This is a genomic window from uncultured Fretibacterium sp. (genome assembly GCF_938030725.1).
Taxonomy (GTDB): Bacteria; Synergistota; Synergistia; order Synergistales; family Aminobacteriaceae; genus Fretibacterium.
In genome coordinates this window covers 37,181-50,389 of sequence record NZ_CALHIQ010000013.1, presented here as the reverse complement: position 1 = coordinate 50,389, position 13,209 = coordinate 37,181, and the positions used below count along the sequence as shown (strand labels likewise).

The 13,209-nt window shown below is 61.8% G+C and carries 17 protein-coding genes and 1 tRNA gene; 2 read left to right on the top strand and 16 right to left on the bottom strand.

Annotated features, from left to right (window positions below; all coding sequences use genetic code 11):
• Positions 1–36 precede the first annotated feature (36 nt).
• Genes Q0629_RS01035 through Q0629_RS01000 form a run of 8 tightly spaced genes read right to left on the bottom strand, consistent with a single transcriptional unit; the run spans position 37 to position 3,824 of the window.
• Complete coding sequence (locus Q0629_RS01035) at positions 37–1,338, bottom strand: recombinase RecT (protein ID WP_298777818.1); 1,302 nt, start codon at positions 1,336–1,338, stop codon at positions 37–39.
• On the bottom strand, positions 1,339–2,247 hold the full coding sequence (locus Q0629_RS01030; RefSeq protein ID WP_298777875.1) for a lambda-exonuclease family protein: 909 nt from the start codon (positions 2,245–2,247) through the stop codon (positions 1,339–1,341).
• The gene (locus tag Q0629_RS01025; protein ID WP_298777816.1) at positions 2,247–2,459 is read right to left on the bottom strand and encodes a hypothetical protein; all 213 of its coding nucleotides are present in this window, start codon (positions 2,457–2,459) and stop codon (positions 2,247–2,249) included. The genes Q0629_RS01030 and Q0629_RS01025 overlap by 1 nt, the downstream gene beginning before the upstream one ends.
• Complete coding sequence (locus tag Q0629_RS01020) at positions 2,456–2,665, bottom strand: hypothetical protein (RefSeq protein ID WP_298777815.1); 210 nt, start codon at positions 2,663–2,665, stop codon at positions 2,456–2,458. Before Q0629_RS01020 ends, Q0629_RS01025 begins: the two co-directional genes overlap by 4 nt.
• Positions 2,666–2,717: 52 nt before the next feature.
• Complete coding sequence (locus Q0629_RS01015) at positions 2,718–2,903, bottom strand: hypothetical protein (RefSeq protein WP_298777813.1); 186 nt, start codon at positions 2,901–2,903, stop codon at positions 2,718–2,720.
• The gene (locus tag Q0629_RS01010; protein WP_298777811.1) at positions 2,900–3,022 is read right to left on the bottom strand and encodes a hypothetical protein; all 123 of its coding nucleotides are present in this window, start codon (positions 3,020–3,022) and stop codon (positions 2,900–2,902) included. The genes Q0629_RS01015 and Q0629_RS01010 overlap by 4 nt, the downstream gene beginning before the upstream one ends.
• On the bottom strand, positions 3,019–3,354 hold the full coding sequence (locus Q0629_RS01005) for a hypothetical protein (protein WP_298777810.1): 336 nt from the start codon (positions 3,352–3,354) through the stop codon (positions 3,019–3,021). Before Q0629_RS01005 ends, Q0629_RS01010 begins: the two co-directional genes overlap by 4 nt.
• A gap of 29 nt (positions 3,355–3,383) precedes the next feature.
• Positions 3,384–3,824 (bottom strand): helix-turn-helix domain-containing protein, encoded by a 441-nt coding sequence (locus Q0629_RS01000; RefSeq protein WP_298777873.1) that lies wholly within the window; start codon positions 3,822–3,824, stop codon positions 3,384–3,386.
• Between the two features lie 172 nt (positions 3,825–3,996).
• Here Q0629_RS01000 and Q0629_RS00995 point away from each other — a divergent pair, with 172 nt between their 5' ends.
• Both Q0629_RS00995 and Q0629_RS00990 read left to right on the top strand, forming a co-directional pair.
• Positions 3,997–4,800: a LexA family transcriptional regulator gene (locus Q0629_RS00995; RefSeq protein ID WP_298777809.1), complete on the top strand. Its 804-nt coding sequence runs from the start codon at positions 3,997–3,999 to the stop codon at positions 4,798–4,800.
• A gap of 26 nt (positions 4,801–4,826) precedes the next feature.
• The gene (locus tag Q0629_RS00990; protein WP_298777806.1) at positions 4,827–6,473 is read left to right on the top strand and encodes a DUF262 domain-containing protein; all 1,647 of its coding nucleotides are present in this window, start codon (positions 4,827–4,829) and stop codon (positions 6,471–6,473) included.
• A gap of 200 nt (positions 6,474–6,673) precedes the next feature.
• Here the strand turns inward: Q0629_RS00990 and Q0629_RS00985 are convergent, their stop codons facing one another.
• From Q0629_RS00985 to Q0629_RS00950, 8 genes are all read right to left on the bottom strand, one after another.
• On the bottom strand, positions 6,674–7,864 hold the full coding sequence (locus Q0629_RS00985) for an integrase arm-type DNA-binding domain-containing protein (RefSeq protein WP_298777805.1): 1,191 nt from the start codon (positions 7,862–7,864) through the stop codon (positions 6,674–6,676).
• 191 nt (positions 7,865–8,055) lie between these two features.
• A tRNA-Gly gene (locus tag Q0629_RS00980) sits at positions 8,056–8,131 on the bottom strand.
• Between the two features lie 107 nt (positions 8,132–8,238).
• Positions 8,239–9,744 carry a YifB family Mg chelatase-like AAA ATPase gene (locus Q0629_RS00975; RefSeq protein WP_298777802.1) on the bottom strand — a complete coding sequence of 502 codons (1,506 nt, stop codon included), beginning with the start codon at positions 9,742–9,744 and terminating at the stop codon, positions 8,239–8,241.
• Positions 9,741–10,124, bottom strand: a complete 384-nt coding sequence (locus Q0629_RS00970) for a YraN family protein (protein WP_298777799.1) — start codon at positions 10,122–10,124, stop codon at positions 9,741–9,743. The genes Q0629_RS00975 and Q0629_RS00970 overlap by 4 nt, the downstream gene beginning before the upstream one ends.
• Entirely contained in the window at positions 10,117–10,404 is a 288-nt protein-coding gene (locus Q0629_RS00965) for an EscU/YscU/HrcU family type III secretion system export apparatus switch protein (protein WP_015556412.1), read from the bottom strand. The genes Q0629_RS00970 and Q0629_RS00965 overlap by 8 nt, the downstream gene beginning before the upstream one ends.
• Entirely contained in the window at positions 10,404–11,498 is a 1,095-nt protein-coding gene (locus Q0629_RS00960; RefSeq protein ID WP_298777791.1) for a hypothetical protein, read from the bottom strand. The genes Q0629_RS00965 and Q0629_RS00960 overlap by 1 nt, the downstream gene beginning before the upstream one ends.
• 204 nt (positions 11,499–11,702) lie before the next feature.
• Complete coding sequence (locus Q0629_RS00955) at positions 11,703–12,383, bottom strand: ribonuclease HII (protein ID WP_298777789.1); 681 nt, start codon at positions 12,381–12,383, stop codon at positions 11,703–11,705.
• A complete protein-coding gene (locus tag Q0629_RS00950; protein ID WP_298777787.1) occupies positions 12,376–13,188 on the bottom strand; it encodes a GTPase in 813 nt (270 codons plus the stop codon). The genes Q0629_RS00955 and Q0629_RS00950 overlap by 8 nt, the downstream gene beginning before the upstream one ends.
• Between the last annotated feature and the right edge of the window lie 21 nt (positions 13,189–13,209).

The window sequence follows — 13,209 nt, the reverse complement described above, 5'->3', positions numbered from 1 at the left end:
TTTCCAAAACAGAAATAACCACTCGGGAATATCCGCCTACCTGAACAGGTCCATCACCTCGTCATGCGGCACGTCGGGGACGTGAGCCGCGGTCTCGGCATCCTTCTTCTGCAGCGCTTTCCGCGCCTCGGAAAGAATCTTCGCCAGCCCATTGGGCTTGATGTTCACCAGTTCGGTATCCCCTCCGTGCTGGAAGAAGAACTCCGCCCGCTCTCCTGCGGTGTAGTCCAACCCATCCGGGCCCATGATGGACTCCACCTCGGCCCGCAGTTTCTCCAGCTCGGAGAAAGGCTTGGGCTTCTTGGGCGCTTCCTGCTTGTGGTCGTCCAGGGGTTCTGGGGCGCCACTCGGCTCCGTGGGGGCAGGCTCCTCCACCGGGAATGCCGGAGCGTCGGGCTCCACGGGGATAGGGTCGATCGGCGCAAGAGCAGGCTGCGGGGTAAGAACCTCCTCCTTCTCGAACTCAATGGCATCATCCTCGTCCTCCGCAAGAGATGGGGTGACGGTGATGATGTCCTTCTCCGATGCGATGTCCCCCAGATCGCGCTTGATCGTGTTGTCGTTGTCCTGCACAAGCATCAGCTCCGTCGAGAGTGGGAGGTACTTCCAGATTGCCAGGATCAGCGTCTTTTTGGCCATGCCCTCAAAATCAGTATGCCATGGGCTCTTGTCGTTCTCGACGGTTTTCCCGGTCTTATAGTCCCGCTTGTAGAAGCTCTTGGAGAACTTTTTGGCGTGAGCAATGACCTTCGCCACGGGCCAAACCTCGAAGGCATATCCGCCGTTCTTGAAGTTTGCTACCGCGTAGACGTATATGATCCGACCACGGTTCTCCTCGATACTCTCCTCGTGCTCCAATATTGGGTTGAGCCCCTTGGCGTAGCGGAACCTATCCAGCTCACACACGACATCGGCTTGGATGCGGAGCAACTCCCCGGATCGTTGAGCCAAAACGATAGCGCCACGGTACCCAAGTTGAAACTGCGCCTCTGTGACGATCTCCCAACCCCTCGCGGTCTTTTTCTTGTTGTCGTAGGGGATAATGAAACACTGCCCCAGCTGTGGCGTCAGATCCAACCCAAGGGCGGAGGCCGTCATCAGGGCTGACAGAATCGTTACCCCCGTGCACTTCTGGAGCTTGGGGTTCTGCGAAAACAGGGTCATGGCCTGGCGGGCGTACTTCTCCGCGTTCCGCTTGAGGTGCACGGGGAGCGCTGCCTCGATCTCGGACTTGAAATTAGTCACGGCCTGCTTGAACTCCACCTTGCTAAGCTCCGCGCCGGGGGTCGCCAGCTTCCTGTTCAGTTCTGCCGGGGTAATACCGTTCGTTGTCGCCATTTATACCGCCTCCTTGAATTTGAAAAGGAACCGCCGGATTCCTTCTTTTCTCGTCGTGTGCTTCTCGATCAGCTCCGCCGACGGGGCGAGCTCCTTCGCCACGGCTTCCCAGTCCGTTACAAGGGAGGGCCTCGTCGTATTCCACGTCGCTATTCCGTCAAGCCCAAGATGCTCACCAATCCGCCCCTTAAGGACCAGCTCCAGAGCTTTCTTTCGGGTCTCCAATTCTCCGTAGGCAGCTCGGACTCCAGAAAGTTCCCGCGCCAGTTCCATGTCCTCCGGGGTCGGCTCCAAAACGGTCCGATCCTCCTGTCCCATGAGTCCCACGATGTTCTCGTCAAACAGCCCGATGGGCGGCGGGTTCTGTGGGATGACGTGCCCCTCCCAAAAATCCCGCTCCTGAGCGATCATGTCGCCGATGAAACTCTCGTTGCGCGGGACGTATTTGTAAACGAACCTCTGCCCGCCGATCAGGCAGGCGATCCAGCAGCCTTCCCAGTCCATCACGGAGCAATAGTGCTGCACCTGGACGTAATACTCGTCGGGGAGCTCGTCGCCCTCCCATTCCCCACTTTTGTAGGCGCTGGCCGTCTTGCACTCAAGGCCGATCTTTGCCCCGACCAGCTCGCGGTCTATGTTCGCCATCATGAAGGGGTATTCCTCACTGAAGGTCATGGAGTTGCGCCGGCGAACCTTCACGCCCTCGCGGCGGGAGAACTCCTGGGCCACAACGTCCTCCAGGACGTTGCCGAAGTGAACCGCCTCCGAATCGACCGGAGCTTTGACGCCGTTCACTTTGTCCTGGTAGACCGAGAACGGACCGCCCCACCTGGAGAGCCCCATTACCTTCGCGGCGTCGCTGCCGCCGATCCCCTTGCGCCGTTCCTCAAGCCACTGCTCGCGCTCCATCACGCCACCGCCTCCCTTATCACCCTATAGGCCTCCTCCGCAGCGTCTTCGACCAGCCTGAATCTCTCGCGTCGGAGGCATTCAGGCTCCGTCGGGCAGCCATCGGCCGGGCAGAAGTCGTCCGGCGTCCCTCGAGCTGCGAACGGGCAATCCTCACAAAATCGGCGAAGAAAGTCATCGTCGTTCAAGAGCTCCAGGATGATGTCGATCACGTCCGTACCTCCGTAATCTCATAATCCTCGGCCTGCCTCAGCGTGAAGCCCTCCAGCCAACCCGCCGTAGGGTGCCGAAAGAGGTCGACCTCCCCGACGTGCCGGAGGTAGGTCAACTTCTTGGGTTTTTTCGTGGAGTCGACCTCCCGCGTTTTCCAACCCTTGCGCGATACGAACCGATATGTCCGGCCTGTGGTAAAATCCATTTGTCATTAACCCTCTTTTCTTTGGAAAGGCCCCTTGGCAGAGGGGCTTTTCTTATTCCACCTCTCCCCGCGCTTTCGCGAGGGCTGCGCGTGCGAGTGTCACCGCATCTACATAATCTTCGAATCGGGATTTCTGTGGCTTCAGCACCATGTAGGCTGCTTCCAGCGCCGCAGCGAGCCGTACCCGCTGCTCATCGCTGTCCGTGAGGGTGATAGAAAACTTCTTCTTGGTGCTCATTCCTCTGTTTCTCCCTCCCGCAATATCTCCCGCACCTCGCGCCAGGCCGTCCGCATCAGCCAGCCCCAGGCGCCGAGGAGCACGACTTGCTGCAGGATGTACGGCCACGTCCATTTCATGCCAGCTCCTCCCTCTTCTTCACAAGGCTCAAGATATCCCCGCGTGCCCACCGGCGCTCCTTCGGCCCTATGCGAATCCCCTCTGGGATCGTCTTGTTCTTGAGCCACTCGTAGAAGGCGCTCGGCTTGATCTTCAGGAACGCCTGCACCTCCCTGGCGGTCATCAAGTCTTCCGGGCTCGCGGCGGGCTCCGGCACGCGCAGAGCTGGGAGCATCTTTTCGCAAACCCGGTCCGCTATTGCGTTGATATCCTTCGGGCTCAGCCGTAGGGTCAACTCACCCTCCATGTAGAAATACCTCCTAACTACCGGAACCCACTCCGATCTGTTCAAGAAATAGCCCCCTCGTGGGGCTATTTCTCTTACGCCCCCACCTCCTTCAGCTTTTCCATCCCTGCTCCCATCTCCAGCAGCAGGCCCCGCGCCCGGGTCACCTGGTCGATAAAATCCTGGAACTTCGCGTCGTCCCGAAACGTCTCCCACTTCGCGCTCAGCTGCAGGTTCGCCCCGCTCTGCGTCCCCGTGATGGCGGCCACGCACGGCATCGTTCCCGTCATGTCGATCACCTCCTCCTTCGAATCCGCAACCTTGATCTCCAGCACCCACTTCTCCTCCGCCGGGCCCCGCAGCAGTTCATCGACAGAAACACCCAAGACCTCGGCAATCGTGTGTCCCACCGTTAACGATGGGGTCATCTCATTGCGTTCGTACCTTGCAATGCTGTTTACTCCCACCCCAACCTTTTCTGCAAGTTCTGCTTGTGTCAACCCTTTTGCTTGGCGAATCCTTCCAAGAAATCTCACCTCTCTCACACCAACCTTTCAATCCGGATGTATCCCATGCGAGTATTCTATCCTAATACGTATAGGAATGTCAATACAAATCTATACGAAAATGAGCAGAAAGTTATCCGAGTACGTTCTTGCCATCTTCTAGCCTTTTTCGTATAGTTAATTAAGGAGGAGCGTGACTTTTATGGTAGGGGACCGCATAAAACTTCTAAGAGAAGGCCTAAGCCAATCTCAGGAAGAACTGGCGAGCGCTATCGGCATGCACTCTAACACGGTCGCCCGATGGGAACGTGGGGAGTTGATGCCAAGGGGGACTTCATTATCAAAGCTAGCCCAAGCTCTTAAAACGTCGACGGCATATCTTCTTGGCGAAACAGATGACCCGAAGCGTTATACGACCATCCTTGGAGATGGTCCTGAAGTTGATGGGAATAAGCGCCCTTTTTCGCCAGCAGCGTTTGCGTATCTTTCCACGTCAAAAAAGGGGAGCCTTTTAAGTCGCAATGTATTGCCAGAATCTAACGCCCATGAGGTACCTGTTGCCTGGGTGCCAGTGGTGGGTCCCCACGTAAAAGCCTGTTGCGGCAGAGGCAATGCCTACGCTGAAGATGTGGTGTGGGAAGAGATTGGACAGTGTCCTGTCCCGTTTTACATGGTCAACGGCTATTCCTGGCAGGTGGGGGATAACGGGATTCGTGTTATTGCCGTTGAGGGGAACAGCATGGAGCCGCGTATCTACGACGGCGATTGGGTGCTTTTTGTAGATGTCAAGCTATCCAACGGAGACATTGGGCTCGTGAAATATGAGGGGCGCCTGATGGTTCGAGGCGTGCTCTTTGAAGGGAATGACAAGGTGCTGCTTCGCGCGCTCAACAAAGATTACGAGGAAATCCTCGTCGATCTCACGGATGAAGGCGTCGAGTTCGGCATCTTGGGGAAGGTTCTGCTGCGGCTTCCGAAGGCGGAGCGCGTGACGGGGTTGTGGTGAGCTAGGACAAGGAAGGGTGGGTAATCATGGCGCTCGTTCAGGATACGATAGAGAACGTTCTGAAAAACATTAACCAAGACAACAACGGGGGGATTTTTCTTCCTCACATTCAGCGGGATTTTGTCTGGGAGAAGGAGCGCATCTACCGTCTGCTGGATTCCTTCATGCGGCGTTACCCCATCGGGACCCTCCTTGCCTGGGAAACAAAAGAGAAAATCAGCTACCGCCCTTTTATAAAGGACTACCATAAGGCTTATGACTTTGATGAGGATATCCGTGATGGCGAAGATGGTGTGAGCCGACGCTACATCCTTGATGGGCAACAACGTCTCCAAAGCCTTTATATCGCTCGTTACGGCTCTTATGACAAGGATGTACTTTTCTTTGACCTTACCAGCGATCCTGATGGGGAATTTGGTTATATTTTTGACTTCAAGCCTGAGAAGCCTCAAAAGGGAACATGGCTCAATGTCAAGGAGTTCCTGAATACCCCCTATAGGATGACAAGCTCCATCCCCACAGAACTTATGAAAAAAGGAATAATCCCCTCACATTTCAATGAAGAGGCAAAAGCTCGCATGGGACAGAATGCCATGCAGCTTTATAGCGTATTCAAAACCTTCGCCAATGTCCCATTGCAAACCTTGAGCATTGATGACGGGATAGGGCTGGATGATATCGCCGAGGTCTTTGTCCGCACCAATTCCGAGGGGGTCGTGCTGGAGAAAGTTGACCTGCTGATGGCCTTGATCAAGGGGCAATGGGCAGATGCAAGAGGGGAGTTCAACCGTCTTAACGAAACTGTCCTCGCGATGGGATATAAAAAGCCCAAGGACTTTATTTTACGTGCCTGCCTTGCCATGCTGAGCGGGGAGCCCGGCGGAGGGAAAAACGATGCAAGACAATTCGCCAGTTCCAAAATCCAGGAAGCCCTAAAAAAGGGGTTTAAGGAGATTGGGTCTGCTATTTGCGATGTTCTGCGTTTTATCGCCGATTTCAGCTTCATCCGAAGCAAAAACGTGCCGTCATTCAATCCAGTCCTCATTCTGATTTGCTATCGGTACGCGCATCCGGGCGAATGGGAGAATATCAAGGCTCAAGCAAGGACATTTCTTTTTGGGGCCTTTCTTTCGGAAGCATTCAAGAAACCCAGCCAGGCTTTTATGCGAGTGCTTATTGGCTATGCCATTCACAATTCCGCTTTTGATATCAGGGAGATTGAAAGGCTTTGTCGAGAGAACGGCAAGGAACTGTCAGTAAGTATTGATGCTATTTTGGATATCAGCATGAAAGCCCCCTTGGCGGACCTAGTGCTTCATTTGTTTTACATGGGAGAAGCTGGCTATAATCCAGACAAGATGACTGCCAAAGATCATATTTTCCCTGACAGTAAGTTGAAGAGAATCAGGGAGAACGGCAGATTGAAGTACCACCAGGATGCCCGCGACCGCATTTTGAACTGCGAGCTTTTGGACCCACAAGATAATTTGACAAAGGGGGACTCGCTCCCTGAGAGGTACCTTGCACAATGCAATGATGATTATTTGAGATTGCATGGCATCCCTTCAAATGCCAATATTTGGACGATGGACTCTTACGATCAATTCCTGGAAGAACGTCGCGCCATTTTGGCAGTGCGCCTGGGACAGAATTTACAGGGCTTATTAAACTAAACTGGGGAAAGGGTTGGCACAGAAGGCCATGTAGAACACCAGCTTTCTCTTATCTTTGAGCCCCCCCTCCGGTCACGCCATAATCCCGCCTTGGGAACAATAAAGGGCCCGCCCCAAGCTCCAACGCCTCGCTCTATCGGTGCTGGCTGGCTACCCTCGGCGGCCCCTGCAGCGTGTAGCCAACATCAACAAAGAGCCGTTTACTCCTGAGTTAGCCCCTCCAGCCAATCCGCCCAGGCCTGCATCATCTCGCGCCGCTCAGCCAGATACTCCGCATGGTTGTAAGCGGCGCGAACTTTATTCGCGTCCAGGTGCGCCAGCTGGCGCTCGATCACGTCCGGTGCCCAGCCCATCTCGTTCAGCCGCGTGCTGGCCATCCCCCGGAACCCGTGTGCCGTCATCTCGGTGGCGTCAAACCCCATCCGCCGCAGAGCGTACAGTACCGTGTTCTCGCTCATGGGGACAGTCCCCTTCGCAGACCGCAGGCTGGGGAAGACGTAGACGCCACGCCCGGTCAGTCCGCGCAGGTCCGACAGCAGCCGCACCGCCTGCCTCGCCAGGGGCACGATATGCGGCCTGCGCATCTTCATCTTCTCGGCGGGGATCCGCCACTCAGCCACCTCCAGATCGATCTCCGTCCATTCCGCCTTGCGAATCTCGCCCGGACGGGCGAAGGTGTAGGCGGAGAACCAGAGAGCCGCCCGTACCACAGGCGTCCCGTCAAAGTCGTTCATGGCCCGCACCAGCTGGACGATCTTGCCGGGATCGATCAGGGCCGCGCGGTGCTCCACCTTGTAGGGTTGCAATGCTCCGCGCAGGTCGGCGGTAGGGTCGCGCTCCGCCCTCCCGGTGGCGACGGCGTACCGAAAGATTCGGCCGCAATAACTGGAGACCTGATGGGCCGAATAGACCTTATCCTGGTCTTCAATATCCCGAAAGACACGCAGCAGATCGGGGGCCGTTATCTCGCGGATATCTCGCTCTCCGAGAACCGGGAAGATTAAACGCTCCAATCGGCTTAATACGTTACGGGCGTACCTCGGCGTACAGACCCCCCGGATTTGCTTGTCCAGCCACTCCCGCGCCATGTGCCCGAAGGTCGATTCAGAAGGGCTCCTCCTGCCCCTCATCGCCTCGGCAGGGTCAACTCCCTCGGCCCGCGATTTGTGGAGCGCATCGCGCCGTCCTCGCGCCTCCCTGATGGTGACGGAGGGGTAGGTCCCCAGGGATACCTTCTTCTCTTTCCCCTCAACCCAATACCGCAACCGCCAATACTTCCCGCCGCCTGGGACAATAAGCAGCCATAGCCCGCGGTCGTCCCGCAGCATGTAGGGTTTATCCTTCGGCTTTGCCGCCTTGATGGCAGTTTCCGTGAGCGCCAATCCAGTCATCTCCTGTCTTCAGCGCGACCGTACCACAGAAGCGCTTCTCCGTGTCCTCTCGCGAAGAGTGGTACGGGAATAGGTACGGTTATGTGCCGGATATAGACAATATTAACCGGATAGTGGCGGACTGTCAAAACGCAAAAACCCCGCTTTTGAGCGGGGTTTTAAGTGTAACCGGACTGAGCCGGATGATCTGCTGGAGCGGACAACGGGGTTCGAACCCGCGACCCTCAGCTTGGGAAGCTGATGCTCTACCAACTGAGCTATGTCCGCCTGTCGTGCCGCAGACGAGGAACGAACGCCCCCGGACTGCCCGTGTATTATACCTCAGGGAAAAACTTCTGGCAAGCTTGGACAGGTAGGGACCTCTCTATCCGCCCTTATCCTCCGCGGCTCCCGGAGCCGCAACGGTACATCAGCGCCTCTGCCAGGTGCTTCGTCGTCAGCTCCGACTCTCCCGCCAGGTCCGCGATGGTGCGGGCCACCTTCAGCACGCGGCTCAGGCCACGGCCCGACAGGTGCAGGCGCTCCGCCATGCCGGACAGGTAGGCCCGTGCGTCCTCCGACAGGACGAGGCAGCGACGCACCAGCCGCTCAGGCAGCTCCGCGTTGCAGACGAGGCCGTAGGGCGCCCAGCGTTCCTGTTGAACGGCCCGCGCTGCGATGACGCGCCGCCGGATCGCGGCGCTGGGCTCCGACGTCCCGGAGAAGGAGAGCAGCTCCTCCGGCGTCAGGCGCGGCACAGCGATCTGCAGGTCGATGCGATCCAGGATGGGCCCCGACAGCTTGCGCCGGTAGCGCTCCAGCTCCAGGGCAGAACAGGTACACTTGACGACGGGGTCCCCGGCAAAGCCGCAGGCGCAGGGGTTGGCCGCCAGCACCAGCAACACCCGCGAGGGGTAGCTCACCGTGCCGGCCGCCCGGCTCACGACGATCCGGCCGTCCTCGATGGGCGCCCGCAGGCTCTCCGTCAGGTCCCGCCGAAACTCCGTGTACTCGTCCAGGAACAGGACACCCCGATGGGCCAGGGACACCTCGCCCGGCCTCAGGGAAGCGCCGCCCCCGCAGATGGAAACCGTGCTGGCGCTGAAGTGTACCGTACGGAAGGGCCGCGCCCGCCCCGGCGCCTCGGAGATGCCGAGGGTGCTGCGCACCAGGAGCGTTTCCACCAGCTCCTCGTCCGTCAGCGGGGGCAGGATGCCTGCCAGGGCCCGTGCGATCAGCGTCTTGCCGCTGCCCGGCGACCCCACCAGGAGGAGGTTGTGGTGCCCCGCCGCCGCGATCTCCGCCGCGCGCCGCGCCGCCGCCTGCCCCTTGATGTCGGCGAAGTCCGGGTCCGCCGTCTCCGGCAGGTCCGGGACCTCCGCCCCAGGCACGGGCGACGGCTCCGCTTCGCCCCGCAGGCAGGCCGTCAGCTCCGCCAGCGTTTCCGCGCAGAAGGCCTTCACGCCCCGCACCAGCGCCACCTCGCCGGCGTTCTCGCGCGGGACGTAGATGGGCACGCCGAGGCTCCGCGCCAGGAATGCCGCTGGTACGGCCCCCCGCACCCGCCGGAGGCGGCCGTCCAGCGCCAGCTCCCCCATGTAGACGGCCCGCGGCAGGTCCCCCAGGAGGCCCGAAGCGGTCATCATGCCGAGGGCGATGGGCAGGTCCAGGAGCGCCCCCTCCTTCGGGACGTCCGCCGGCGCGAGGTTCACGGAAATGCGCCCCTTCAGCCTCAGCCCCAGGGACCGCAGCGCGGCCCGCACCCGTTCCTTCGACTCCCGCACCGCGACGTCCGGCATCCCGACGATGGAGATGGCGAACAGCCCGCCCGTGATCTCGACCTCCACCTCGACGGGCAGGGCCTCCATCCCCTTCAGCGTCGCACCCAGGATCCCGCTCACGACGAAAACTCCATCCCGCGCGTCACGTCCCGGACGTGCTCCAGCTTCCAGCCCTCGGAGCCCCGACCCGCCGTGACGCCAATCAGGTCGATGCGCCAGGGGCCGTCCCAGCCCATCTCGTCCGCCAGGGTCCGGCCCGCGCGGATCAGCGCATGCAGCTTTCGCGGCCCCACGGAGTCGAGGGGTGCCTGCACCTTGCCCAGCGTGCGGCACCGCACCTCGACGATCACCAGCTCGCGCTCCGCCTCGTCCAGCGCCACCACGTCCAGCTCGCCGCAGTGGTTCGTCACGTTGCGGCCCAGCACGCGCCAGCCCAGGGAGCGAACGTAGTCCGCGGCCCACCCCTCGGCCAGGCGGCCCAGGTCCCCGGCGCTACTCATCGCGCCCTCCGCCGGCGGCCTCGCGGTCCACCCGGTAGACCCAGGTCAGCACTCGCGCCACCACCGTGTAGAGCTCCGCCGGAATCTCCTCCCCCAGCTCCAGCGACAGGAGCGCGGAAACGAGGGCCGCGTCCTCCAGGACGGGGACGTCCGCCTCAAGGGCACGCTCCACGATCTTCCGCGCAATGAAGCCCTCGCCCCTGGCCGTCACCGTGGGCGCGTTCATCGTTTCCCGATCGTATTTCAGCGCGACGGCCTGATCCCGCTTCGCTTCCGCCATCACACGGTCACGTCCAATCCCCGTCCGGCCAGCAGGCGCTCCCGCAGCTCCTGCGGCGCGCCACGGGAGATGCCGATGAATCGTACTGCCAGGGCTGCGCCCGCCAGCTCCTGTCGCAGCTCGCCCCTGCGGGCCTCCAACAGGCCGCAGGCCGCCGCGCTCTCGGCGGTCAGGAGGACGTTGCAGCCGCGCCCATCCGTTTCCGCAACGCCCGCCACCGCGCCGAGGGCCGACCCCGTCAGGCCGAAGCCCGCCTGCCAGTAGCGCTGCCCATCCTCCTCCGCCGAGCGCCCGACGAAGACGCGCGCGGTCATGCCGCCCGTGGCCTCCGGCAGGGGCCAGAAGGGCGCGGCCAGCAGCATGGGGTTCACGTCCTTTCGTGGGAGCCGCATCAAGAGGGAATGCGCCTGCAAAAAACGCGCCTTCTCCCCGTTGCCCTCCTTCATCTCGCGGAGGGCTTCTAAAGGGTCCTGCCCCTTCTTGGTTCGCTCCTTCAGCTCCCGACGGATGCGGTTCCACATCTCCGAGGCCGCCGCCCCGTCCAGCGCCGTGTAGCCCGCCAGCAGGGACACGTTCTCCGCGGACAGCACCGCTCCCCGCGCCCACAGCTCGACGAGGGGCGCGATCTGTCCCTCGTCGGACCCCATGCGGCGCCAGGCGTCGCGGATGACGGCCAGGACCTCCCCCGAAAGGGGCATCTCCCGTGAAAGGAGCGCCGTCGCCAGCCCCCGGTCCCGTTGGGGGACCTGGGCCAGGAACGACAGTTCCTCCTTCGAGAGGCGCAACACCGGCACGCCGCCCCCCGATGCGTCCCACAGGGCGGTGAACCGCTCGCCGGGGACGAGGGTCAGGGTCGCCCTGGCGCGCAGTTCAAGGGGCGGGTTGGCGCCCTGGCCGTCGATCCGCACGACATACGTCCCGTCCGAGTTCCCCGCCAGCACCCTGCCGGTGACCACGGTCCCCGTGCGAAGGCCAGGGGCCCGAGGCGGCGTCCCCTGAAGGGCTTCGGCCTGTTGTCCAACCGCGATCTGACCCGCGCTCGTCCGGCTCGGGTCCGTCAGGTTCTGGTTGATGAGGTTGTTTACCGGGGGCATACGGTTTCCTCCGCTCCGTCAGACCTACCTGAATCCACTCATCGATATCTTTAGCGCTGATCTCCTGCTTCTCTGAGGGCGGTCTTACCAAGGGCGTGCGCCCCTGACCAGAGCCTTCCTCTCCCTAGCATGCCCCCTTTGGCTGTTCGCCAAACAAGGGTACAGGCCAACACAGCGGCACTCTCGGCTTAAAAGGGCTCAATTTTATACCCACAGCCGCGCCTCCGGCTCCGGGAGGCACTTCCGGCAGAAGGAGCGCCGATGCACCGGCGACGGCCCCAGGCGGCGGACGGCCTCGCGGTGCGCCGCCGTGGGATAGCCCTTGTGCTGCGCCAGCCCGTAGCCGGGGTAGAGGGCGTCCAGCCTCGTCATGACGCGGTCCCGCAGCACCTTGGCTGCCACCGAGGCCGCCGAAACTACCGGCGCCAGCGCGTCCGCCGTCACCAGGGGCCACTGCTCCGCCTCGAGGCCGGGGACGAAGGCCGGGCCGTCCACCACGACGCAGACCGGCTCGAAGCCCTTCGCCGCGCATAGGCGGGCCACGCTGCGGCCCATGGCCCAGAGGGAGGTACACCGGATGTTCTCCCGCTCGATGCGGGCCACGCTCCCCGCCTGAGCCGCCCAGGCCGCGCCCATCGCCTGCATGGCGGCGAAGACCCGCTCCCTGGCGCGTGGGGCCATGCGCTTTGAATCCCTCAGCCCCAGCTTCAGGAGGGCCAGCTCCTGCTCCTCCGTCAGGAGGACGGCGGCGGCCACCACCGGCCCCGCCAGTGGGCCGCGCCCCACCTCGTCCGTGCCCACCACCGGGCCGCGTGCCCGAAGCGCTCCGATCAGGCGGCGCACCTGCTCCCGGTCGGCGTGACGGGGCAAGGCGAGGTCAATCATCCGTTCCCGAAAGGCCAATGGGGTCGCCGGGCAGCTCAAGCGTCGCCGGCCCCAGCCTGCCGGAGGAGAAGGCCTCCATGAGGCGACGGGCCGCCAACTCCATATTGACCGATCCGCCGGGCGCGAGGCACCCCAGCCGGCGTCCAATGCGCGCGAGAGTTTCCTCCGGCGTTTCGTCCACGTCCAGCTCCCGAACCTCCCACTTTCCCAGCACGACCTCGAACAGCCCTCGGCTCCGCAGGAAGCGGACGAACTGCAGCGCCGCCGCCTCGAAGCCTCCCAGGACCTCGGCCCGGGCGCAGCCCAGCCAGGACAGGACCTGATGCACGCCCGGCTCCGCGTGGGGGTCCAGAATGCCGGGAGAGTCCACCACCAGCAGGTCCCCATTCCGATACCAGCTGACGGACCGCGTCACTCCGGGGATGCCGCCGACGTGGGCCTGAGCCTTGCCCACCAGCGCGTTGAGCAACATGGACTTGCCCACGTTGGGAATGCCCATGACGGCCACGCGGAGCTCACGGTGTGGGGGACGGCGCGCGGAGAGGGCCTTCCGCAGGGAGGCGAGGCCCTCCTTCCTTCGGAGGTCCAGCGCACGGGCGTCCGGCCCCAGCGCTTCGAGCCAGACGCCCGTGCGTTCCGGGTCCGCCAGGTCCCGTTTGGCGAGGACCAGCAGGACGGGCCTCAGGCGCGAAAAGGTGCTGACGATGGGTGCGGACGTGGAAAAAGGTGCACGGGCGTCGCGCACCTCAAGGATAAGGTCCAGCTTTTCGACAATTTCGGCGAGCTTCCGACCGCCCCGGGCCATGTGGCCCGGATACCAGACCGT

Coding starts and splice junctions, on each gene's coding strand:
- Q0629_RS01030 (WP_298777875.1), bottom strand. CDS start 2,247: ATGGAGCGCGAGCAGTGGCTTGAGGAACGGCGCAAGGGGATCGGCGGC.
- Q0629_RS00960 (WP_298777791.1), bottom strand. CDS start 11,498: ATGCCCCCGGTAAACAACCTCATCAACCAGAACCTGACGGACCCGAGC.
- Q0629_RS00995 (WP_298777809.1), top strand. CDS start 3,997: ATGGTAGGGGACCGCATAAAACTTCTAAGAGAAGGCCTAAGCCAATCT.
- Q0629_RS01010 (WP_298777811.1), bottom strand. CDS start 3,022: ATGAAATGGACGTGGCCGTACATCCTGCAGCAAGTCGTGCTCCTCGGC.
- Q0629_RS00950 (WP_298777787.1), bottom strand. CDS start 13,188: ATGGCCCGGGGCGGTCGGAAGCTCGCCGAAATTGTCGAAAAGCTGGAC.
- Q0629_RS00990 (WP_298777806.1), top strand. CDS start 4,827: ATGGCGCTCGTTCAGGATACGATAGAGAACGTTCTGAAAAACATTAAC.
- Q0629_RS01020 (WP_298777815.1), bottom strand. CDS start 2,665: ATGGATTTTACCACAGGCCGGACATATCGGTTCGTATCGCGCAAGGGT.
- Q0629_RS01015 (WP_298777813.1), bottom strand. CDS start 2,903: ATGAGCACCAAGAAGAAGTTTTCTATCACCCTCACGGACAGCGATGAG.
- Q0629_RS00965 (WP_015556412.1), bottom strand. CDS start 10,404: ATGGCGGAAGCGAAGCGGGATCAGGCCGTCGCGCTGAAATACGATCGG.
- Q0629_RS00985 (WP_298777805.1), bottom strand. CDS start 7,864: ATGACTGGATTGGCGCTCACGGAAACTGCCATCAAGGCGGCAAAGCCG.
- Q0629_RS01035 (WP_298777818.1), bottom strand. CDS start 1,338: ATGGCGACAACGAACGGTATTACCCCGGCAGAACTGAACAGGAAGCTG.
- Q0629_RS00970 (WP_298777799.1), bottom strand. CDS start 10,124: ATGAGTAGCGCCGGGGACCTGGGCCGCCTGGCCGAGGGGTGGGCCGCG.
- Q0629_RS00955 (WP_298777789.1), bottom strand. CDS start 12,383: ATGATTGACCTCGCCTTGCCCCGTCACGCCGACCGGGAGCAGGTGCGC.